The 21,010-nt window shown below is 61.3% G+C and carries 16 protein-coding genes and 1 pseudogene; 8 read left to right on the top strand and 9 right to left on the bottom strand.

Annotated features, from left to right (window positions below):
• Positions 1-84 precede the first annotated feature (84 nt).
• The 3 genes from OMP40_RS18230 to thrC all read right to left on the bottom strand — a co-directional run bounded on the left by OMP40_RS18230 (position 85) and on the right by thrC (position 2,600).
• Positions 85-507 (bottom strand): hypothetical protein, encoded by a 423-nt coding sequence (locus OMP40_RS18230; RefSeq protein ID WP_277533544.1) that lies wholly within the window; start codon positions 505-507, stop codon positions 85-87.
• The gene (locus tag OMP40_RS18235; RefSeq protein ID WP_277533545.1) at positions 458-1,027 is read right to left on the bottom strand and encodes a hypothetical protein; all 570 of its coding nucleotides are present in this window, start codon (positions 1,025-1,027) and stop codon (positions 458-460) included. The genes OMP40_RS18230 and OMP40_RS18235 overlap by 50 nt, the downstream gene beginning before the upstream one ends.
• 184 nt (positions 1,028-1,211) lie before the next feature.
• The gene (gene thrC / locus OMP40_RS18240) at positions 1,212-2,600 is read right to left on the bottom strand and encodes a threonine synthase (RefSeq protein WP_277533546.1); all 1,389 of its coding nucleotides are present in this window, start codon (positions 2,598-2,600) and stop codon (positions 1,212-1,214) included.
• A gap of 185 nt (positions 2,601-2,785) precedes the next feature.
• Between thrC and OMP40_RS18245 the strand changes: the two genes are divergently transcribed.
• The 3 genes from OMP40_RS18245 to OMP40_RS18255 all read left to right on the top strand — a co-directional run bounded on the left by OMP40_RS18245 (position 2,786) and on the right by OMP40_RS18255 (position 6,313).
• Complete coding sequence (locus tag OMP40_RS18245) at positions 2,786-4,480, top strand: histidine kinase N-terminal 7TM domain-containing diguanylate cyclase (protein ID WP_277533548.1); 1,695 nt, start codon at positions 2,786-2,788, stop codon at positions 4,478-4,480.
• A gap of 62 nt (positions 4,481-4,542) precedes the next feature.
• Complete coding sequence (locus OMP40_RS18250) at positions 4,543-5,277, top strand: Bax inhibitor-1/YccA family protein (RefSeq protein ID WP_277534880.1); 735 nt, start codon at positions 4,543-4,545, stop codon at positions 5,275-5,277.
• Between the two features lie 658 nt (positions 5,278-5,935).
• A complete protein-coding gene (locus OMP40_RS18255) occupies positions 5,936-6,313 on the top strand; it encodes a hypothetical protein (RefSeq protein WP_277533550.1) in 378 nt (125 codons plus the stop codon).
• A 135-nt stretch (positions 6,314-6,448) separates the two neighbouring features.
• Here the strand turns inward: OMP40_RS18255 and OMP40_RS18260 are convergent, their stop codons facing one another.
• The 4 genes and pseudogenes from OMP40_RS18260 to OMP40_RS18275 all read right to left on the bottom strand — a co-directional run bounded on the left by OMP40_RS18260 (position 6,449) and on the right by OMP40_RS18275 (position 11,821).
• A complete protein-coding gene (locus OMP40_RS18260) occupies positions 6,449-7,807 on the bottom strand; it encodes a response regulator (protein ID WP_338131177.1) in 1,359 nt (452 codons plus the stop codon).
• Between the two features lie 44 nt (positions 7,808-7,851).
• On the bottom strand, positions 7,852-9,681 hold the full coding sequence (locus OMP40_RS18265; protein WP_277533552.1) for a sensor histidine kinase: 1,830 nt from the start codon (positions 9,679-9,681) through the stop codon (positions 7,852-7,854).
• A 175-nt stretch (positions 9,682-9,856) separates the two neighbouring features.
• Complete coding sequence (locus tag OMP40_RS18270; protein WP_277533553.1) at positions 9,857-11,140, bottom strand: sensor histidine kinase; 1,284 nt, start codon at positions 11,138-11,140, stop codon at positions 9,857-9,859.
• Positions 11,140-11,821, bottom strand: a pseudogene (locus OMP40_RS18275) (response regulator transcription factor). The gene OMP40_RS18270 and the pseudogene OMP40_RS18275 overlap by 1 nt, the downstream one beginning before the upstream one ends.
• Positions 11,822-12,024: 203 nt before the next feature.
• Between OMP40_RS18275 and OMP40_RS18280 the strand changes: the two are divergent.
• From OMP40_RS18280 to OMP40_RS18290, 3 genes are all read left to right on the top strand, one after another.
• Positions 12,025-12,834 carry a polyphosphate polymerase domain-containing protein gene (locus OMP40_RS18280; protein WP_277533556.1) on the top strand — a complete coding sequence of 270 codons (810 nt, stop codon included), beginning with the start codon at positions 12,025-12,027 and terminating at the stop codon, positions 12,832-12,834.
• The gene (locus OMP40_RS18285; RefSeq protein WP_277533557.1) at positions 12,831-13,511 is read left to right on the top strand and encodes a DUF4956 domain-containing protein; all 681 of its coding nucleotides are present in this window, start codon (positions 12,831-12,833) and stop codon (positions 13,509-13,511) included. Before OMP40_RS18280 ends, OMP40_RS18285 begins: the two co-directional genes overlap by 4 nt.
• Before the next feature lie 93 nt (positions 13,512-13,604).
• Entirely contained in the window at positions 13,605-15,935 is a 2,331-nt protein-coding gene (locus tag OMP40_RS18290) for a carbohydrate-binding domain-containing protein (protein WP_277533558.1), read from the top strand.
• Between the two features lie 731 nt (positions 15,936-16,666).
• Here OMP40_RS18290 and OMP40_RS18295 read toward each other — a convergent pair.
• A complete protein-coding gene (locus OMP40_RS18295; protein WP_277533559.1) occupies positions 16,667-17,536 on the bottom strand; it encodes a YitT family protein in 870 nt (289 codons plus the stop codon).
• Between the two features lie 202 nt (positions 17,537-17,738).
• On the opposite strand from OMP40_RS18295, the gene OMP40_RS18300 reads away from it, so the two are divergent.
• Complete coding sequence (locus OMP40_RS18300; RefSeq protein ID WP_277533561.1) at positions 17,739-18,188, top strand: hypothetical protein; 450 nt, start codon at positions 17,739-17,741, stop codon at positions 18,186-18,188.
• Positions 18,189-18,998: 810 nt separating this feature from the next.
• Here OMP40_RS18300 and OMP40_RS18305 read toward each other — a convergent pair.
• Entirely contained in the window at positions 18,999-19,649 is a 651-nt protein-coding gene (locus tag OMP40_RS18305; protein ID WP_277533562.1) for a DUF421 domain-containing protein, read from the bottom strand.
• A 329-nt stretch (positions 19,650-19,978) separates the two neighbouring features.
• Between OMP40_RS18305 and OMP40_RS18310 the strand changes: the two genes are divergently transcribed.
• Complete coding sequence (locus OMP40_RS18310) at positions 19,979-20,974, top strand: SGNH/GDSL hydrolase family protein (RefSeq protein WP_277533564.1); 996 nt, start codon at positions 19,979-19,981, stop codon at positions 20,972-20,974.
• The last annotated feature ends 36 nt before the right edge of the window (positions 20,975-21,010 follow it).

Genomic DNA, 21,010 nt, shown 5'->3' on the forward strand with positions numbered 1-21,010 from the left:
GAAAAGCGGCCCTCTCGACGGTCGTCGGAGAGGGCCGGAAGGTGGATCGAATGACGTACTTTTGCAGGTTATAAGCGAGACTCGTTAGCCCTCGATCGCAGCGGATGCGGAGGCCGAGTTGCCGGAGGCGTCGTTCGGGGCGGCATCCGGAGCACCCTCGCCCGCGCGAGCCTTGCCGCCCTTGCCATGCGCGCCGTCGTGGCCGGCGAACGTACGGCTCACGATTCGGTCAGCCTGCTCGGCCAGCGTCGCTTTTTGGGCGTCGTAAGTCGTCTGCGTGAGCTTGCCGTCCGCGAGACGCTGGTCGAGCGCCGCCGTGAGCAGCGAGACGACTTTGGCCGTGACCGTATCGACGGCGACGCTCTTTTCCCCGGCGAGATCCGAGAGCGACTTGCCGGCCTCAAGCTGCGCGGACAGCTCGTCCGTCGTCAACCCGAGCAAGGCGGCGATATCGGCGTTATTCTTCAGGTCGAGACCGCCTAAGCCCCCCGTGCTTGCCGCCGCCAAACCCGCCGTGTCCGCTTTTGCCGTCCTTGCCGCCGCCCTTGCCGGAGAAGACGTCGGTCAACGCCTCCGCCGCCCGGTCGGCGAGGATAGCCTTTTGCTCGTCGTACTGCGCCTGCGTGAGCTTGCCGTCCGCCAGACGGCCGTCCAGCCGTTCGGTCATCGCGGAGAGGATCAAGTCCTGGACCTTCTGCTTGTCGACGCCCTGCGCGGCGGCGATGTCGGTCAGCGTCTTGCCGGCCTGGAGCTGCGTCTTGAGCGCGTCCTCGGTCAGGTTCAGCAACGCGGCCAGCTCGGGGCTGTTCCAGCCGGCTCTAAAGCCGCCGCCTCTGTGCTTCCCGTCGCCTTTATCCGGGGTTGTGGCTGTGGCAGCGGTCGAGGTCGTCGCTTGCGCCTGCGCTGCGCCGGTCGTTTTCGTCGTGGCAGCAAACGCGCTTCCGACGGAGACCGCGCTGCCGAATACGGCGACGGCGAGCGCAAGGGAAGTAATGGCGAGCTTCTTATGCTTCTTCGCATGCATCATGGCAGATCCTCCTGAGATGGATGATGTGGTCGTTAACGATTCCATCATAGCCCGCTTGTCTGAATCCTCCGTGAACCCTCGCTGAACGCTTCCTGAGAATAAAAAAAAGACGGACCCCGTCGCATCGCCGAAGCGAAGCCGGATCCATCCACCGTTTTTTGTATCGATAATCGGTCGATCTATGTTAGAAAAATCGTTCCAGCTCGGCTTTGATCGCCGCGTTGGAGCCGTCGACCTGGTGCTGGTGCTGCGCCTTGCCGAACAGCGCGCCGATCTGCTCCGGATAGGTCTGTTCAATGCCGCGCAGGCGGATCGACTCGTCGAACTTGGCCGGGTGGGCCGTCGAGAGCGCCACCGTGACTTCGCCTTCTTCGGTCAGACGATCGCTCGCCGCGACGCCGCAGGCCGTATGCGGATCGAGGAGATAGTCGTACTTGGCGAAGTAGTCGCCGATCGTATCGAGGCACTCCTCGTTCTTGACGCCGTAGGCCGCGAAGTCCGCCTGCACCTGGCTCATCCGGTCGGACGGGATGACGATGCTGCCTTCGGTCGTGAACTGCCCCATCAGCCGGGAGACTTCAACCGGGTCCTCGCCGCACAGGTAGTACAGATAGCGCTCGAAGTTGCTCGCCACCTGGATGTCCATCGAAGGGCTGTGCGTTCCGCGGAACTCGCCGGGCTCGTACACGCCCTCGTTGACGAAGCGCTCGAGAATGTTGTTCTCGTTGGTGGCCAGGATGAGCTTGCCGATCGGCAGTCCCATGCGCCCCGCCAGGTAGCCGGCGAAGATGTCGCCGAAGTTGCCCGTCGGGACGCTGAAGTTCATGCGCTCGGACTGTCCTTGCTGCGCGAGCTGTAGGTACGCATAGAAGTAGTAGACGGTCTGCGCGAGAATGCGCGCGATGTTGATCGAGTTGATGGCGCGCAGATGATACTTGTGCTTGAACGCGACGTCGGCGAACAGCTCCTTGATGATGCGCTGGCAGTCGTCGAACGTGCCGTTCACGGCCAGGTTGAGCACGTTGGCGTCGTCCACGGTCGTCATCTGCAGCTCCTGCACCTTGCTCACCTTGCCGGACGGGTGCAGAATGCAGATGCGGATGCCTTCTTTGCCGCGCACGCCTTCGATCGCCGAGGCGCCGGTGTCGCCCGAGGTCGCGCCGAGGATGTGGATGATCGAATTCGTCTGCTTCGACACGTACGCGTACAGATTGCCCAGGAACTGCAAGGCGATGTCCTTGAAGGCGAAGGTCGGCCCGTGGAAAAGCTCGAGCACGTACAGCCCGTTGTTGATGCGCCGCACCGGCGTCACGTCGGCGTCGCGGAACGTGCCGTAGCTGTCTTCGACCAGCCGCTGGAGCGCTTCGCGCGGAATCTCGTCTCCGATATATAGGGTGAAGATCTCGAGCGCCAGCTCCGCGTAGGTGAGATTGCCCCATGCCTGCAGCGTCGCGGCGTCCACTTGCGGCACAGCCTTAGGCACGAGCAGGCCGCCGTCGTCCGCCAGTCCCATCAGAATCGCGTCGATAAAGCCGAGGGGAGCCACCTGGCCCCGGGTGCTGATATATTCCATCTCGATCCCCTTATCCGTGTGAATGTTTGGTCTATTGTATCAAAAAAAGAGGGGCGATGCCCACAATGTATCGAACCTCTTCGCAAGATTCGACGTATTTATGATACGATCAAATGGACAGACCTTGCGCATCGCCGGGAACGGAGAAGGGCGGGCGAACAAAGAACTAACGGAGTCGATCATCTATGGGAACGCCCTATTCCGCCATACTAACTTTAATCATCACGGCCGGCGTTATCAACGTGCTCATGGGCATTTACGCGCTGTCCGGCCGCTCGAAGGTCTCCATGGTGAAGACGTTCGTCGCCTTCAGCCTCATGTCGGCTATTTATACATTCGGGTCCGCGCTGGAGCTGGCCGCGGGCTCTCTCGAGGAGATCGTCCTCTGGATCAAGATTCAGTATCTGGGCATGCCGTTCCTGCCGCCGCTTAACTTGCTGTTGGTCATGTACTTCCTCGGCATGGAAAAGTATTTGAAGCGCTCGCTGCGCATCGGACTCTTCATCGTGCCCGCGATCACCCTCCTTCTCGTCATGACGAACGAGGCGCATCACCTTTATTACCGGGATATCGTGCTGCGCCCGGACACGCTCACCCCCAAGGCGGATCTCGTCGCCGGACCCTGGTATCTCATCGCGGGCGCTTACACCTTCGGCTGCATGATCGGCGGCGTCATCCTGCTGCTCGTCCAATGGCGGCGCAAGCAGACGTACCGCTTCCAGCTCGTCACGCTGCTGTTCGGCCTGACCTTGCCGCTCGTCGGCGACTTCTTTTATCTCGGCGGCGCGACCCCGGACGGGGTGGACCCGATTCCCGTCATCATGACGGTGACGTCCGCGGCTTATATGTGGGCGCTGGCGTCCAGGGGCCTGTTCCACGTCGTGCCGATCGCCCGGGACAGTCTGTTCGAGAGCATGCGCGACGGCGTCCTCGTGCTCGACATGGAGGATCGGCTGGTGGATTACAACGCGGCCGCCGCCGCGATCATTCCCGAGCTGGTCGCGACCGACATCGGGCATCGGCTGGACCGGCTCTGGCGCAAGCACACGGATGCCGTCTTGCTGCTGCGCGATACGGCGGGCGAAGGCGGCGCGAAGGATTCGGGCGTCGTCGATATCCAGGAGATCCCATGGACGATCGAGGACCGCTCGTATCATTATCAGGTGCGCACGTCGGTCGTGCGCAACCGCGGCGAGTTGGAGGCGGGCAAGCTCATCGTGCTGATCGACATCACCCAGCGGGTGCAGCTGCAGGAACAGCTCCGGCAGATGGCTTATTACGACGGCCTGACGGGCGTATATAACCGGGCGCGCTTCATGAGCCTGGGTACGTCGATGCTGAGCGATGCGGAGCGCGCGCGCGAGCCGATGGCCGTCATTCTGTTCGACATCGACCATTTCAAGCGCATCAACGACACGTATGGGCATGACGTCGGCGACCAGGCGCTGCTCCATATCGCGGATCTCTGCCGGCGCGCGCTGCGGACGGAGGACCTGCTCGCGCGGTACGGCGGCGAAGAGTTCGTCGTCGCGCTGCCCGGTCTGGATGCGGCGGGAGCGGAGTCCGCGGCGCACCGCATCCGGCGCGAGCTGGCGACGCAGCCTCTGATCGTGCCGGGCGGCGAGCTGCGGATGACGGCGAGCTTCGGCGTTGCCGCGACGGACGGGTCGGCGGTCGGCGGAGCCCGGGGGGCGGGCGGGACGGAGTACGCAACAGGGGGGAGATGCGGCGGATGCGGGGGCGAGACTCAAGCTTCTGCTGAAGCAGGCGGATCTGGCGCTGTACGCGGCCAAGCACGGCGGTCGGGACGCGGTGCGGCTCGCCGGGAGCGGGGGGCGCGAGCGCTTGAATGTTCCACGTGGAATGTGGGTGGAATTTAATGGCAGGCTTAGGGCGAGCCGTGATATAATCTTCGCAAATCGAAGCGGAGGGATCGCACTTGATGCGCAGCGGCAATCCAACATTGAACGACAAGGCATTCGAAAGGCAAGGCCAGGCTTACGGCCGGGATACGATGACGATCGACGGCACGGTGAACAAGGCGTTTATCATGCTCCTCCTGCTCATGGCGGGCGCGTTCGTCGCCTGGAACAACTACTTCGACGGAGGCAACGTGATTCCGTTCGCGATCGGCGGCGCGATCCTCGGCTTCGTGCTGGCGCTCGTCATCAGCTTCGCGCCGAAGACGGCGCCTTATCTGGCGCCGGTCTACGCGGTAGCGGAGGGCGTCTTCCTTGGCGCGATATCGGCGAATTACGAATCTTACTACGACGGCATCACGCTTCAGGCCGCGCTGCTGACGATGGGCATCTTCGTCGCGCTGCTGCTCGCCTACAAGACGCGGCTGATCAAGGCGACCGAGAACTTCAAGCTCGGCGTGTTCGCGGCGACGGCGGGCATCGCGCTCGTGTACCTGCTTAGCTGGGTGCTCGGCATGTTCGGCGTGACGGTGCCGTACCTTCACGACAGCACGCCGATCGGCATCGGCATTTCCGTATTCATCGTCATCATCGCGGCGCTCAATCTTGTGCTGGACTTCGACTTCATCGAGAACGGCGCCCGCCAAGGCGCGCCGAAGTACATGGAGTGGTACGGCGCGTTCGGCCTGCTCGTGACGCTGGTGTGGCTGTATCTCGAGATCGTCCGGCTGCTGGCGAAGATTCGGAGCCGGGACTAGATGAATAGAAAAGAAGGAAGCTCGTGCCTGACGGCGCGGGCTTTTTTTTCGTTGTATACGAGACGCCGGTCGGCTGAGGTCCGGAAGCTTAATTCTGCAGCAGACCGTCGCCCGGAAGCGCCGTCGTGCTGTGAAACCGTGCAATTCTGTGGGGGGACCGTTTCGCTACTCTCACACCCGAGAGTTGGCCTGTCGAATCAGCCCTTGAAGCGCGTCCGTTGATAGCGATTCCGGCTTAAGATGCAGGCGCCGAAGCATGGAAGGGCAAAAAGTTACTCTGCAGGCTCGCGGACCGTTCGGAATGGTGCTGTAAAGGCAAAAAGTTACTCTACGGGCTCGCGAACCGGTTGAAATGGTGCTGTAGAGGCAAAAAGTTACTCTGCAGGCTCGCGAACCGGTCGAAATGGTGCTGGAAGGGCAAAAAGTTACTCTACAGGCTCGCGAACCGGTTGAAATGGTGCTGTAGAGGCAAAAAGTTACTCTGCAGGCTCGCGGACCGTTCGGAATGGTGCTGTAAAGGCAAAAAGTTACTCTACAGGCTCGCGAACCGGTCGAAATGGTGCTGGAGGGGCAAAAAGTTACTCTACAGGCTCGCGAACCGGTTGAAATGGTGCTGTAGGGGCAAAAAGTTACTCTACAGGCTCGCGAACCGGTCGAAATGGTGCTGGAAGGGCAAAAAGTTACTCTACAGGCTCGCGAACCGGTCGAAATGGTGCTGGAAGGACAAAAAGTTACTCTACAGGCTCGCGAACCGGTCGAAATGGTGCTGGAAGGGCAAAAAGTTACTCTACAGGCTCGCGAACCGGTTGAAATGGTGCTGGAAGGGCAAAAAGTTACTCTACAGGCTCGCGAACCGGTTGAAATGGTGCTGGAAGGGCAAAAAGTTACTCTACAGATTCATGGAAGGCTGCTGCAGCCATTCTTGCATCGATGGTGCGCTGTGCAGATGCTTTGGCAATGGTTCCAGATCGGGACGGCGGCGCAGCAGCACAGCAAAAAGTTACCATGTCACGCACTTTGCGAAGCTATTTGGTAATTGCGGGAAAACGTCTCTCAGGAGCGCGGTTATGCGGTAAAACATGCAGTTCTGTGGCAACAGTTTTTTTGGCCCAGTTGTGCGATCCTACCGCATATTCTCAAGAAAATCACTAGCGCTGGAGTGTCCGCTTCGTTACCTGTGCCCTGTCCGTTCCGGCACTTCGAACGAGACGGTCGTGCCCTGCCCCGGGTGGCTGACGATACGAAGTCCCTCGCCGTACAAGCGTTTGAGTCGCCGGTTCGTGTTGTACAGACCGACGCCGCGGGGACCCAGGGCCGGTTGGGTCAAAGCCAGGCTTGCCTGCTCGGCGCTCATGCCGACGCCGTCGTCGCCGACCTCGATGCGGATTCGGCCGTCGGCGCGCAAGATTCGGATGCGCACCGTTCCGCCTTCGTTCTGCCGGAGCACGCCGTGCTTGACCGCATTTTCGACGAGCGGCTGGATCGACAGCGGCGGGATGTACGGCTCCAGGCCGGGATCCGTCTCCCAGACGACCCGCAGTCTGTCGCCGAAGCGCTCGCGCTCGATGAACAGATAAGTTTCGGTCAGTCCGACTTCATGGGAGAGCACGACCAACTCCTCGGTATTAAGCGAGTCGAAGCTCATGCGCAGAAACGAGGCGAAGGCATGGCCCAGCTCCCGCATGCGGTCGGGATCGGTCTCGCCCAGCGCGACGATCGAGTTCAGCGTATTGACGACGAAGTGCGGCTGGATCTGCGCTTGCAGGTAGGCGGCCTCCAGACGAAGGCGCTCGCTGGCCGACAGCTTGAGCGCGACGAGCGCGCGAATGCGGTAGCGCAGCTCGAGGGCATCGACCGGCTTCGCTAAATAATCGCTCGCGCCTGCCTGAAATCCCGCATAGATATCGGCGGGCTGGCTGCGCGCGGTAAGAAGCAAAATCGGCAGCTCGGAGGCATCGTAGCGCGTCCTGACCGTTCGCGTCAGCTCGTAGCCGGACATGCGCGGCATCATCACGTCGGCGATGAGCAGATCCCACCGGCGTTCGCCAAGCAGCGCGAGCGCTTCTTGCGCCGAACGGGCGTAGGCGATGTCGTACGGCTCGCTGGAGAGGATGCCGGCGAGCACGGTCAGGTTTACCGGGTCGTCGTCGACGGCGAGGATGCGCGCGCGCGGCTCCCGCGCCTCAAGCAGCGCGGCGGCGGCTTCCGCAGGACCGTCGTCCGACGCCGATCCGAGCCGGCCGTCGGCGAACGCTTTGGACGCGATCGAATCGGCGTCCCTGCCCGGCGCTGCATCCCTGCCCGGCATCGCATCGGAACTCGACGCCGCGCCAACATCCGGCGCTGCATCCCTGCCCAGCGCTGCATCCGCTCCTAGCGCGACCCCCCTCACCCGACTCTCCCCGCTCGCCCGCCTTCGCATCGTCGCAGCGCCGGGCGGCTCCTGCGGCGGCTGACGATGCAGAAGCCGTTCCCGCGGCGAAGACCGACCTGTCCGCCGGCTCCGCCGCATCCACCGCATCCGCTGCATCCGCTGCATCCGCCGGCGCCAAAGCGGCCCCCGCGACCGGCAGATCAAAGCTGAACGCCGCCCCCCTCGCCCGGCGCGGAGCGCACCGACAGCGTGCCGCCATGCAGCTCGACGAGCTGCCTCGAGATGTTGAGGCCAAGCCCGATGCCGTCGCCATGACTGCCGGCTCCCTGCTCGTAGCGCCGGAAGACGCGTTCCTGCGTGTCCGCGTCCATGCCGCTGCCGGTGTCGGACACGGTGACGCGGACGCGTCCGTCTTGCAGCGCCGCGGCCACGGAGACGACGCCTTCGTCGGTGAACTTGACCGCATTGTGCAGCAGGTTGTACAGAATCTGCACGACGCGCTGCTCGTCCGCGAGAACGGCCGGCACCGTCTCGGCGATGTCCGAGCGCAAGCGGACGGTCTTGCTGTCGGCGAGGAAGCCCAGCATGTCCAGCACGCCCGGCACGACCGACTGGACGCGCATCGGCGCCATCCGCAGCTTGACGCCGCCTTCCTGCAGCCGGGCGACGTCGAGCAGGTCGTTCAGCAGATGCGACATGCGCCGGCTGACGCCGACGAGCAGATCCATATCTTTTAACGCGCCTTCGCTGAGACGGCCGCGCTCCTGGGCCACCACCGTTTCCGCAATGTTCATGATGCCGTGCAGCGGCGTACGCAGCTCGTGCGACGTGTTGGCGAGGAATTCGTCCTTCAGCTTGTCGGCGGCACGCAGACGTTCGTTGAGCTGCGCGTTCTCCCTGGCGTTGCGGAAGTACACCTGGAACCAGTACGCGGAGAAGCCGATAATCGCTACGACGACATCGATCGGATAATACATCGGCGTGATGCCCAATTCCGCGTTGAATACGCCCCCCACGACGCTGGACAGCACGGCCGAGCCGGATACCATCAGGAATACGGAGCCTTCGTCGCTGCGCTTGCGGACGAACATCCGGACGATGAGCCAGGCGAGCCTGACGAACGGCAGCAGATAGAAAAAGCTAAATATGAAATAATGGCGCGAAGCGTAAACCCATGCGGCCGGTGCGATCAGGACGAACGCCGTATAGGCGTACAGCGCGGCAGCGAAGATCCGGAAGCCCGCTTTCCAGGGCGGATCCGGGAGGAATCGCTTGTAGAGCTGGAGGATCAGATACGACAGCCACATGTAAGAGAGCAGCCGAATCTTGAGTCCCCACGCGAAGTCGATCGGCAGCCAGAGCAGGAGCAGGTTGTCGTGGTCTGAGACCACGGTCAATCCGGCGGCGAGCGTGAGCAGACTGAAGAGCAGGAACGTCCGGTCGCGCCGGTTGAGCAGGTACAGGATGAAGGCGTAGAAGCCGTGGAGCATCAGCACGACGAAGGTGATCATCTGGAAGCCGATCGAGTACCACCTGGTGAAGTCGATCGACGACTGCGCGCCGAACAGCGCGGAACGGGTGAAGCCTCCCTGGAAGGGCTGATCGAAATTGGACACTTGCACGAGCAGGTCGATCTCCGTCGCGCCGTCTCCGTCGTACGTAGACGTGAAGGAGATGCTCGAAGGCTCGTAGGTCTCCTTGGTTGCGCCCACCCGGCCGATCGTCCCTTCCGAAAAGCCGTTCATCGACACGACGGATGCGGACTGGACGCGGTTGAGCCAAGCCGTCACCGGCTTCCGGAGCGGATCGGTCAGGATGCGCAGCCTGTACGTGCCATAGCCGTAGGAGGGCGCTCCGTCGTGGGCGTCAAGCGCGTTCCGCCAGTCTCCCGGCACTTGAACGGGGCGGGACGCGAACGTCTCCGCCCGGGCTTCTTCCTCGGTGAGGAGGCGGGAAGGATAGAACTGCCACTCGCCGTCCAGCGCGAACGGGTGAGAGGCTTCCAGATCGACGCCGCGCAGATCGAGCACGCCGTCCTCGATGACGGGATGCTCGATCTGGAAAGAGATGCGTCCAGGACCATCGGATGCCCAAAAGGACGGCGAAGAAGAGCGCGGCGACGGCGATATATTGGCGAGTGGATAACGGTTTTCGTGTCATAACGTGCAAATTCGACAAAGCCCCGCGAATCTCCTAGCGGCAGGCTTATTTTTTTGTTTCCAGCGGCAGCGTCACCGTGAACGTCGTCCGGCCGCCGGGCACGCTCTTGGCCGCGATCCGCCCGCGATGCTGCTCGACGATCGACCTGGCGATGGCGAGGCCGAGGCCGTAGCCGCCCTGCTTGCGCGAACGGGACGCGTCGGCGCGGTAGAAACGGTCGAAAATACGGTCCAGGTGCTCCGCGGGAATGCCTGCGCCGGTGTTCGAGACCGCGAGCTGGAGCTGATGCTGCTGCTTCTTCAGCGTCAGCGAGATTTCGCCTCCAGGCTCGTTGTATTTGACCGCGTTGTCCAGCAGGATCATGACGACCTGCTTGATCTGCTCGGCGCTGCCGACGGCGGTCAGGCCGGGCTCGACGTCGTACGAAAGCGCAAGATTCTGTTCGAAAATGACGGCCTCCATCGTCAGGAGCACGCCCTCCGCGGCGTCGCTGACGTCGAACGGCACGAAGATCGTCCGCGCGCGGGCATCCTCCATCTCGGTCAGGTACAGCAGATCGTTGGTCAGCGTTTTCATGCGCTCGGTCTCCGACTTGATATGATGCAGCCACTTCGCCTGGGAGGCGATCGTGTCGCCCTCGTTGGCGAGCAGCACGTCGGCGTTGGTGTTGATGACGGCGAGCGGCGTCTTCAGCTCGTGGGAGGCGTCGGCGATAAACCGCTTTTGCTTGTCGAAGGCGTCCCGCACCGGCGCGATCGAGCGTCCCGCGAAATAACGGCTCGTGGCATAGATGACCGCGAGCATGACGAGCGCGACCGCCGAAAAGGTGTACACCAGATTCGTGAGAATCTTCTGCTGGGCGGTCACGTCCATATAGGCGATCGTGTAGCCCGACGGACCGGGCGATACGCAGTAAGCCCAGCGCGTGTCGCTCAGCGTGAAGCGCCCGCTGTCTACGGGATTGGCCGCTGCTTTTTTCAGCGCCGCTGCATAAAACGCGTCGTCCATGTCGTACCGGGAATCCGTGGAGACCAGGCTCCACTGCGCATCCGTCCGCAGGCCGAACGAGACCGAGCGCTCCGCGAACGGACCCATGCCGCCGTCGTCCATCTGCGGCGGCCGTCCGCCGTCCTGTCCCTGCCGCTGCTTGCCGCCGTTCATGAGATCGCCTTTATGGTAGAAGTCCGCGACGCGGTGCAGCTCCATGTCGATGTCCCGCTTGGTGTTCTGATACGTGATGACATAGATGGAAGCGAAGGCGACGAGCATGATGATCGTGATGATGACCATGTTCATGAGCAGAAACCGATTGCGCAGCCGGTTGAACATCAGTCCGCCGCCTCCAGTACGTACCCGACGCCCCGTATCGTGCTTATGCGCGCCGACGCGTTCAGGAAGGTCAGTTTTTTTCGCAAAAAAGGAGATGTAGACCTCCACGTTGTTGTGCTCCGCGTCCGAGTCGAAGCCCCACAGCTTCTCGATGATCTGCTCCTTGCTCGTCACCGCCTGCTTGCGCGAGATGAGCAGCTCCAGCAGCTCGCTTTCCTTCAGGATCAGCTTCAGCTCCTTGCCCTTGCACGACAGCTTGAGCGTCGAGGGGTTGAGCTCGAGGTCGCCGAACCGCAGCCCGTCGTCCGGGATGACGGCCTCGCCCTTGCGCCGCAGCGCCGCCCGAATCCGCGCCAGCAGCTCGCCCGTCACGAAGGGCTTCGCGATATAATCGTCCGCGCCGCAGTCGAGCCCGGCGATCTTGTCGTCGGTCTCGCCCTTGGCGGTGAGCAGGATGACGGGCGTCTGCACGCCTTGCTGGCGGAGCGTCCGCAGCACTTCGATTCCGTCCATTTCCGGCAGCATGATATCCAGCAGCAGCAGGTCGTAGATGCCGCTCAGCGCGTTGTCCAGCCCCGATTGCCCGTCGTGAACGGTATCTACCGAATAGCGATGCTTGCGCAGAATCTGCGTGAGCGCCTCCGCCAGATGCACCTCGTCCTCTACGATAAGTATCCTCATGGTTGTCCGTACCCCTTTGCCTGTCGTCTTGCCCTTTATTGTAGGGAGAGAACCTTTAATCAACCTTAATCGTACCACTGCAGCGGGGCGGACAAAAAGTTTTTACACTGCGATAACAATTTAAGATTCGTTAAAGGTTCCCCCCACTAAGCTTGGGTCATGGAAGGGCGAGACAGTCGCCGAAAACGAAAGGGGCGCTGAACATGGCGATCGAGGTTTTCAACCGCTACGAAAACAAATACCTGATGGACACGAAGGCTTTCTACGGCATCTACAACCGCCTGACCGAATACATGGATCTCGATGCGTACAACCAGGACGACAAGTTCTATTCGATCAGCAACCTTTACTACGATACCCCGCAGCACTCGCTGATCCGTACGAGTCTCTCGAAGCCCAAGTATCGGGAAAAGCTGCGGATTCGGGCTTACGGCGTGCCGGAGCCGGACGCGAAGGTGTACCTGGAGCTGAAAAAGAAGGTGTTCGGCCTCGTGAACAAGCGCCGCACGTCGCTGAGGCTCGGCGAAGCGTACGAATTCGTCCGGACGGGACGGCCGCCGGCCTTCCGCGAGGGGATGAACAAGCAGGTGATCGCGGAGATCGAGTACTTCCTGTCGCGGTACGAGCTGGTCCCGATGACGTATCTGGCGTACGACCGGATCGCGATGTTCGCGAAGGACGGCCGGGACCTGCGGATCACGTTCGATACGAACATCCGGTCGCGGCGGCACGACCTGGCGCTGGAGGCCGGCGACTATGGCGAGCAACTGATGGAGAAGGGCCAGTGGCTGATGGAAGTGAAGGCGGAGAAGACGGTGCCGGTATGGCTGTCGAGGCTGCTGTCGGAGCTGTCGATGTACCGGACGGGCTTCAGCAAGTACGGCAACGAGTACAAGAAGTCGATCCGGTACGCGGGCAAGGTGCCGGAGCTGTATAGGGCAGGCGGGAGCGACGGGGACACGATGGACCGAATGGAACGGACGCAAATGGAAAGGGAGAGAATTTTGCTATGATCGAATCGATCTTCACGACGGTCGCCGCCGACGCGGAGCTGACCTTGACGCACGCGCTGCTCACCTTCGGGATCGCGATCCTGCTGGGAGGCGTCATCAGCCTTACTTATATGAAAACGCAAGTCGCCTACTCCCCGAGCTTCACGCTCACGATGATGGTCCTGCCGACGATCGTCGCGATCATTATCCTCCTCATCGGCAGCAACATCGCCCGGGCGTTCAGCCTGGCGGGCGCCTTCTCGATCATCCGGTTCCGAAGCGCGCCGGGCGACTCGAAGGACATCTCCTACGTGCTGTTCTCGATGGCGGCGGGCCTGGCTTGCGGCGTGGGCGCTTACGGGTACGCGGCGCTGTTCACGGTGTGCCTGTGCATCCTGATGTTCGTGCTCAAGGCCGTCAACTTCGGCGCGAACAAGGCGCAGACCAAGCTGCTGAAAGTCACGATTCCCGAAAATCTGGGCTACGAGGAAGCGTTCGACGAGATCTTCCGCAAGTTCGGCGTCGGCTACGAGCTGAAAAAGGTGCGGACGACGGAACTCGGCAGTCTGTACGAGCTCGTATACGCGGTGAATATCGGACCGCAGACGAGTCAGAAAGAGCTGCTGGACGCGGTGCGGACGCGCAACGGCAATCTGGATATTACGCTCACGATGAATCCGGTCGTGCAGGAGTATTAAGCGAGTCGACGGCAGGAGCAGCAAGGGCATAAGACGATACGCAGCATCATTCTAACCGAAGCAGCACCATTCTAACCGAAAAGAGGGAATTGTATGAAACATTCGCATAAAGCAAAAGCAATCGCTATCGCGCTCCTCGCCGCCATGCTGGCGGCGGGCTGCAGCGCCAAGTCGTCGGATGCGGCCGGCGCCGCGTCGGTCAGCGCCGCTCAGTCGGCGACGGCAGCTTCGGCAGCTTCGGCGTCCGCGGGTACGCCGATCACGCTCGCAAGCGTGAATCTGAACGACAAGGTGACGTTCGACGAGACGGATACGACGGCGACATGGTCGGCCGACGGCGCGACGACGATCTCGCTGGACGGGGGCGCGGCGACCGTTACCGGATCGGGCGCGACGGCGCAGGGCGGCGCGGTCAGGATTACGGCGGCGGGTACTTACGTGCTGAGCGGGACGCTGGACGACGGGCAGATCGTCGTGGAGGCGGGAGACGGCGATGTCGTGCGCCTGGTGCTGAACGGCGCGGACATTACGAACAAGAACGGCTCGGCCATCTACGTGAAGTCGGCGGACAAAGTCGTCGTCACGCTCGCGGAGGGTATGGAGAACACGGTGACCGACGGTACGACTTACGCGGATACTTCCGATGAAGCGCCGACGGCCGCGATCTACAGCAAGGACGATCTGACGTTTAACGGTACGGGCAAGCTGACCGTGACCGGTAATTTCAACGATGCCGTGAAGTCTAACGACGATCTGAAAATCGTAAGCGGCACGATCGCGGTCAAATCGGCTGACGACGGTCTGATCGGCAAAGATCTCGTCGCGGTCCAGGCCGGCGACATCACGATCGACGCGGGCGGCGACGGCATCAAGTCGACCAACGACAAGGATGCGGACAAGGGTTTCGTCGCGATCGCGGACGGCTCGTTCAAGATCACGGCCGCGAACGACGGCATTCAGGCCGAGACCGCGCTGCTGGTGGCGGACGGCACGTTCGACATCGTGACGGGCGGCGGCGCGGCGGCATCGACGAAGACGCATGCGGATAACGGGCCGGGCGGCATGGGCGGCGGATTCGGCGGCGGCGGTCCAGGCGACTGGCAGGGCGGGGACGGCCAGATGCCGCAGCCGCCGGCGGACGGTCAGATGCCGAACGGCGGACAAATGCCGGCGGATGGGCAGCAGCCGCCGGCGCCGCCGACGGACGGCCAAGGGCCGGGATCGAGCGGCCAGGCTGCGGGCGCGGCGGTATCGGACGGCGCCGGGTCGAGCGGGCAGGCGTCGGGCTCGGATTCGGGATCAGGAACAGGGTCGGGGTCGACCGATAAGAGCGGGAACGACGCGGGCGAGACGACCGATACGGCCGCGGCAGAGACTGAATCGACGAGCGCCAAGGGACTGAAGGCGGGCGGCGACATCGCCATCGCGGACGGCACGTTTAAGGTGGATGCGGCGGACGACGCGATTCACAGCAACGCGAACATCGGCATCCTGGGCGGCACGTTCGACCTGCAGAGCGGGGACGACGGCATTCACGGCGACACGACGCTGACGATCTCGGGCGGCACGGTCGATATCGCCAAGAGCTACGAAGGCATCGAGAGCGCGAGCATCGCGATCTCGGGCGGCGAGACGCACGTGACGTCCAGCGACGACGGCTTGAACGGTTCTGCGGACACCGGCGAAGCGCTGCTCACGATCTCGGGCGGCTACCTCTACGTGGATGCGGGCGGCGACGGCCTCGATTCCAACGGCTCGATCGTCATGACGGGCGGCACGGCCATCGTCAACGGCCCGACCAATGCGGGCAACGGCGCGCTCGACTACGACGGCACGTTCGAGCAATCCGGCGGCACGCTGATCGCGGCCGGCGCAGCGGGCATGGCGCAGGCCCCGTCCGAGGACTCGAAGCAGGTGTCGCTGCTCATGACCTTCCCGAGCACGCTTGATGCGGGCACGCTGGTCACGCTGACGGACAGCGCGGGCAACGCGGTCGCGGCCTTCGCGCCGGCGAAGACGTTCCAGACGCTTGTCTACTCCTCGCCGGATCTGAAATCCGGGGAGAGCTACACGATCTCGACGGGCGGCACCTCCGGCGGCACGCCGAAGGACGGCCTCTATACCGGAGGCGGCACGGCAGGCACGACCAAGGTCGTCACATTCGAGATGGGCGACAAGACGACCTACGTCAACGAGTCGGGCATCACGACCGGCGGCGGCGAGATGGGCGGCATGGGCGGGGGACGCGGCGGCTTCGGCGGCGGCCGGGGCATGGGGCGACCGGGTACGGACGGCACGACGGGCACAGGCACTACCGGTACAGGCACGAACGGCTCGACTGGCGGCAGTAACAGCGCGAACGGAAGCGGCACGACCGAATCCACGAGCGGCAGCACCTCCGGCACGACCGGCGCCAGCACGTAAATCCCCGACTCATCCGCACCATAGATGAAATGAACGAGGCCTGTGAAGCTGCGCATTCCGATTCCGGAACTGCAGTTCACAGGCCTTCGCTCATTTTCGCAAATAGATCTGCCTGAATCGAAACACCTTTAGCCAATGAGGCGCCCCGTAAGCCCGAGCGTTCCTGGGTAGGAACACTTCTCGGAAGGGGCCCGACGAGCATGGCCCAGTTGATCCTGGATAGGACCGCATTTAATCCGCGCCCCGCCCCGCACGCCCAAGTAATCCTGGATAGGACCACATTTAATCCGCGCCCCGCCCCGTGCGCCCAAGTAATCCTGGATAGGACCACATTTAATCCGCGCCCCGCCCCGTACGCCCGAGTAATCCTGAATAGGACCACACTTAATCCGCAACCCGCCCCGTGCGCCCGAGTAATCCTGAGTAGGACCACACTTAATCCGCAACCCGCCCCGTGCGCCCAATTGATCCTGGATAGGACCACTTATCGATAGGGGCCTGACGAGAATGCCCAAGTGATCCTAAGTAGAAACACCTTTAGCAGGCGTGACGCCCCGTGCGCTCAATTGATCCTGAGTAGGACCACATTTAATCCGCGCCCCGCCCCGTGCGCCCGAGTAATCCTGGATAGGACCACATTTAATCCGCGCCCCGCCCCGCACGCCCAAGTGTTCCTGGACGGAACCACATTCGTCCTACGGCGGCTACTTCCCCAGTACGCCAGGTCTTGCTTAGTGGATATCGTGCTTCTTGAAGCTGCCGCCTTTGACCTCGGCTACGTCGTACACCATGACGAATGCGCTCGGGTCGATTTCGTAGATGATTTCTTTCATTTTGCTCTCTTCCAGCCGGTTGATGACGCAGGTGATCTCTTTAAACTGTTCGTTCGAGTAGCCGCCCTCCACGACGTTGTAGGTGGCGCCGCGCCCTAGCCGGTCGCGGATCGTCTCGACCATGGTCTCGGGATACTTGGAGATGATCTTGAACGTCTTGGCGCCGCTTAAGCCTTCTTCGACGATGTGGATGACCTTGGAGGCGATGTAGTAGGCGATGCCCGACATGATGGCCCCCTGCAGGCCGAATACGGTCGAGACGACGATAAAGACGAACGCGTTCAGGAACAGGATGAGATCGCTTGTGCCAAAAGGCAGCTTGCGGGACAGCAGCACCGCCAGCATGTCGATTCCGTCCAGGGCACCGCCGTTGCGCAGGGCCAGACCCATGCCAAAGCCGATGATGATGCCGCCGACGACGGTGACCAGCAGCGTATCGCCATCCAGAATGGGCTTGATGTGATGCATCGTTATCGTGCCGATGGCCAGCGAAGCGATGCCCAGCACCGAGTTGATGGCGAAGCTTTTACCGATCTGCTTGTACCCGAGAAAAATAAACGGGATATTCAGCACCGCGATCAACAGGCCCAGCGGCAGATCGATCAGCTCCGACCCGACGATGCTGAGACCTGTCACGCCGCCGTCCGATACGTTGTTCGGAATCAGCACCGCTTCCAGACCATAGGCCGTAATGAAGGCGCCGATAATGACCGCTAACGCGCGCAGCACCTTTTTTAATGCAACAGACTGTTTTTTTCCGCTTCCCACTATCGTGACCTCGTTTCCGAATGATGTGCTTCGTTTATTTTATCGGATTGCAAGGCGAATATCGAATCGGCGAGGAATCCTTCGTAGCGCTTCGGGACGAGCGCGCCCGAAACTTTTCCATAATGTGGTTTGCATTACAGAATTGTTCCCGCATATCACGTATGATGAAGTCATAGAAATGCCTACGGGAGGGTTAACGATAATGAACAAAAAGACGGTATTGAAGGCAGCGGGACTGTTCGTAGCGGGTGTGGTGGGCGGGATCGGTCTGATGATGAGCAACGATGCCTATAAGGCGGTCAACGATGCCCTCGGCAATTCGACCAGCAATTCGCTATGGAAGGACAATTCGCTGGCGCAGAATGCGCTGAACGCTGCCCAGCAGCAGCAGGCGCAGGTCCAGAAGCTTGTTCAGGACGCGGGCACGCTGAAATCGCAAGCAGACCAGTTCGCGCCGCTGCAGCAGACGCAGGGTGACTCGAAAAAGCAGAACGGGGATGCATCCGAGAAACAGACGCAGGCGCAGGCGCAGGAAGAGCAGCAGCGGATCATTCAGGAGCAGATCCAGCAGATGATCCAGCAAATCCAACAAATGCTGCAGCAAATGCAGCAATCTCAAAACGATATGACGAAGGCATTGGTTAGACCTTAATCGCCGCTACCTTCCCCACCGCCTCGCTAAGCTCCCTCGTCGACCGGCCCCCTTCTTCCCCCCTTATGCGGACGGAGGGAGCCGGTTATTTTTTTCGTCTAGCTGCGCGTACTGCGACACGCCGGCACCGGCCTCTTCCTCTTCTCCGTGCGATGCAAGTGCACCCCTTGAACGCCTCGTGCGATCGTTCGTTCATCGTGACGCGCCCGTACGCCACTTCATTCCGCATCGGCGCCGATCCTCCCGACTCAGCTAGAACTGTCCTGCGTTTTATCGAATACGCCTGACCCGCCATTGACCCGCCAGCGCCAGCAATCCATATGTCCACCCTATCGATTTTTGGGCATTCGCCACCCTGCTACCCGCCTTGCCTATATCAAGCGCTCGCTCGAATATCGTCATTTTTCCGCTTTTTTCGCCTCTTTTCCTGCTTCCTCCCCCCTCTCGATGCCTGCATGTAGCATTTTTCGTATCGTAATATCATTCTAAATTATAAATCTGTCTCTTTGTCCTTGGAGAAGGATAAATCATAAATTAATGTAAAAATATAGATAGGGAAACGTGAGCCGCAGTTAAAACAAGCTTCAGAGAGCGAGACAAGGATACGTGTTAGGAGAAAACTTTGAAACGGAGATAGATCCTGAAATATAAAGGGTTGTAGAAGGATTCGCCTAATAGTGAAGACGTTTTCAATAGTTCAAGGATAAGCGAAGAGCGCACGCCATCTTCGTCATTGTCGATAGAGAAAGTCGCAAATATGCGATCTTCCCCTCAGAGCGCCGAAAATACCTCTTCAATTATCATCGTAGATTATTTCAAAATCGAAATGGTTATGTTTGTTCTCATGATTCGCTTGCAATGCAGGGTAAAGGTCAGTGCAATTTTTTTGGGCGCGGGAGGCTGGTCGAGCGGATTAAGGGTTTCGGCGAAAATGTCGGCTTGCGGAGCAGAAGGCGGCACGACGATCTGAGGAAAGTTCGCCTTCAGAATCTCCTCCAGGTCGCGTCTCGTCAAGGGGCGCGCATGCGGCATCAGCTCGTAGCCGAACGCGCCGTTCGTCTCAATGGTCCCGAACCGTATGTCCTGGATGCTCGCGATGCCCGCCAGCCGCAGCCGCTTTTCCATATCGTCCACGGATAGCCGCAGCTTTTTCATATTGTCGGTTAGCAGATTGCCGTCTTTAATGATCGGCACCGCGGCGCCCTTTAAAGCCCGTTCCGCCGGATTCCACTTCAGCGAGATCCATTCCGACAAATAAAGGACGGCCAGGAACGTAAATACGGCAAGCAAGGACTCCGGCAGCCCTTTGCCGGCCACGTCGGAGCCCAGGATCGTTCCGAGCGTGAGCAGCACGCCGACCTGGGGAATCGTCATTTCGGCGATCGACTTGCGGCCGCTCAGCCGAAGCAGGAGAATGCCGGCAAAGGCTAATACGAGGGATTGCCAGAATACGGTGAACATGGCCGGACTCCTGTCTGGTTGGGATGTTGGGATCGTCGTTTGCACGGATATCAGTCTTGCCGCGGGAAAATGCTTGTATACTGGAAGGAAAGCGAACGAAATGTCTGATCCGGGTTAGTTTCAAAGCATATGTCTTGTTTGATGGATAGCGCGGGACAGGATAAAATCGGAGACAGCGAGCGGAATGGGGGAACGGCTAATGCAGAAGAATGAAAGGCTGCGGACGTACGCATTGTCCGAGATTGCGCATACGAAGGTGCACGGACGAACGACGGGGCGTCTCGATCCGCTGACGTTGTTCTGGACGGGGGAGCGGCGTCGAGTGGAACGTGAAGGCGAGCGAGCTGTGGATCGAAGTCGAATCGGACTACGATCGCAACGAGCCGTGGATCAGCGTCCTCGTGAACGGTGCGCAGGTGAGCAGGCAGATGATCGCGGCGGGCAGGCATTGGCTGTGCGTGTTCCGAGCGATGAACGAGGATACCGTCAAAAACGTGCGGATCGTCAAGGACACGCAGGCGATGAGCGGCGATCCAAGCTGCCTGCTGCAGATCCGGTCGGTTCGCTGCGACGGCGATTTCTTGCCCGTGACGGACAAGCCGCTGAAGATCGAGTTCATCGGCGACAGCATCACGTCCGGGGAAGGCGCGATCGGCGCGGCCTGCGAGCAGGACTGGATCCCGATGTGGTTCAGCGCGATCGACAATTACGCGGCGATGACGGCCGAAGCGCTGGACGCCGAGTATCGGATTGTGTCGCAGAGCGGCTGGGGCGTCGTGACGGGCTGGGACAACAATCCGAAGTCGAATCTCCCGGATTATTACGAGCAGGTATGCGGACTGCTAGCGGGAGACCGGAATCGGGAGCTAGGCGCGATGGAGGCGAACGACTTCGCCGCCTGGCAGCCGGATGCGGTGGTTGTCAACCTGGGAACGAACGACGGCGGGGCGTTCAACTCGCCGGAGTGGCGGGACCCGCAGACGGGAGAGACGCACAAGCGGCGGCTGAACGCGGACGGCACGATGAACGAAGACGATGTGGCGGACTTCGAGCGGGCGGTGGCGCGGTTTGCGGGCAAGCTGCGGCGCTGCAATCCGGGCGCGCATATCGTTTGGGCATACGGCATGCTCGGCACGCCGATGCTGTCCGCGATCGAGCGGGCGGTGGACGCGTACCGGGCGCAGTCGGGCGATGCGCGCGTAACGGTCGTTCGTCTGCCGGAGATGACGGCGGATACCGCCGGCGCGCGGCATCATCCCGGGAAGCAGGCGCATGCGCGGGCTGCCGCGGTGCTGGTCGGGGCGATTCGGCCGCTGCTGGATTAAGGCTGTTCGAATAAAGCCGGTAGATTAGAATTGTTC

Origin of the sequence: Cohnella rhizosphaerae (genome assembly GCF_029525575.1) — a bacterium.
GTDB classification, from domain to species: domain Bacteria; phylum Bacillota; class Bacilli; order Paenibacillales; family Paenibacillaceae; genus Cohnella; species Cohnella rhizosphaerae.

Excerpts from the sequence above, each read along its gene's own strand:
- OMP40_RS18235 (WP_277533545.1), bottom strand. The coding sequence starts at position 1,027 with ATGATGCATGCGAAGAAGCATAAGAAGCTCGCCATTACTTCCCTTGCG.
- thrC (WP_277533546.1), bottom strand. The coding sequence starts at position 2,600 with ATGGAATATATCAGCACCCGGGGCCAGGTGGCTCCCCTCGGCTTTATC.
- OMP40_RS18245 (WP_277533548.1), top strand. The coding sequence starts at position 2,786 with ATGGGAACGCCCTATTCCGCCATACTAACTTTAATCATCACGGCCGGC.
- OMP40_RS18250 (WP_277534880.1), top strand. The coding sequence starts at position 4,543 with ATGCGCAGCGGCAATCCAACATTGAACGACAAGGCATTCGAAAGGCAA.
- OMP40_RS18255 (WP_277533550.1), top strand. The coding sequence starts at position 5,936 with ATGGTGCTGGAAGGGCAAAAAGTTACTCTACAGGCTCGCGAACCGGTC.
- OMP40_RS18260 (WP_338131177.1), bottom strand. The coding sequence starts at position 7,807 with ATGCAGCGGATGCGGTGGATGCGGCGGAGCCGGCGGACAGGTCGGTCT.
- OMP40_RS18270 (WP_277533553.1), bottom strand. The coding sequence starts at position 11,140 with ATGTTCAACCGGCTGCGCAATCGGTTTCTGCTCATGAACATGGTCATC.
- OMP40_RS18280 (WP_277533556.1), top strand. The coding sequence starts at position 12,025 with ATGGCGATCGAGGTTTTCAACCGCTACGAAAACAAATACCTGATGGAC.
- OMP40_RS18285 (WP_277533557.1), top strand. The coding sequence starts at position 12,831 with ATGATCGAATCGATCTTCACGACGGTCGCCGCCGACGCGGAGCTGACC.
- OMP40_RS18290 (WP_277533558.1), top strand. The coding sequence starts at position 13,605 with ATGAAACATTCGCATAAAGCAAAAGCAATCGCTATCGCGCTCCTCGCC.
- OMP40_RS18300 (WP_277533561.1), top strand. The coding sequence starts at position 17,739 with ATGAACAAAAAGACGGTATTGAAGGCAGCGGGACTGTTCGTAGCGGGT.
- OMP40_RS18305 (WP_277533562.1), bottom strand. The coding sequence starts at position 19,649 with ATGTTCACCGTATTCTGGCAATCCCTCGTATTAGCCTTTGCCGGCATT.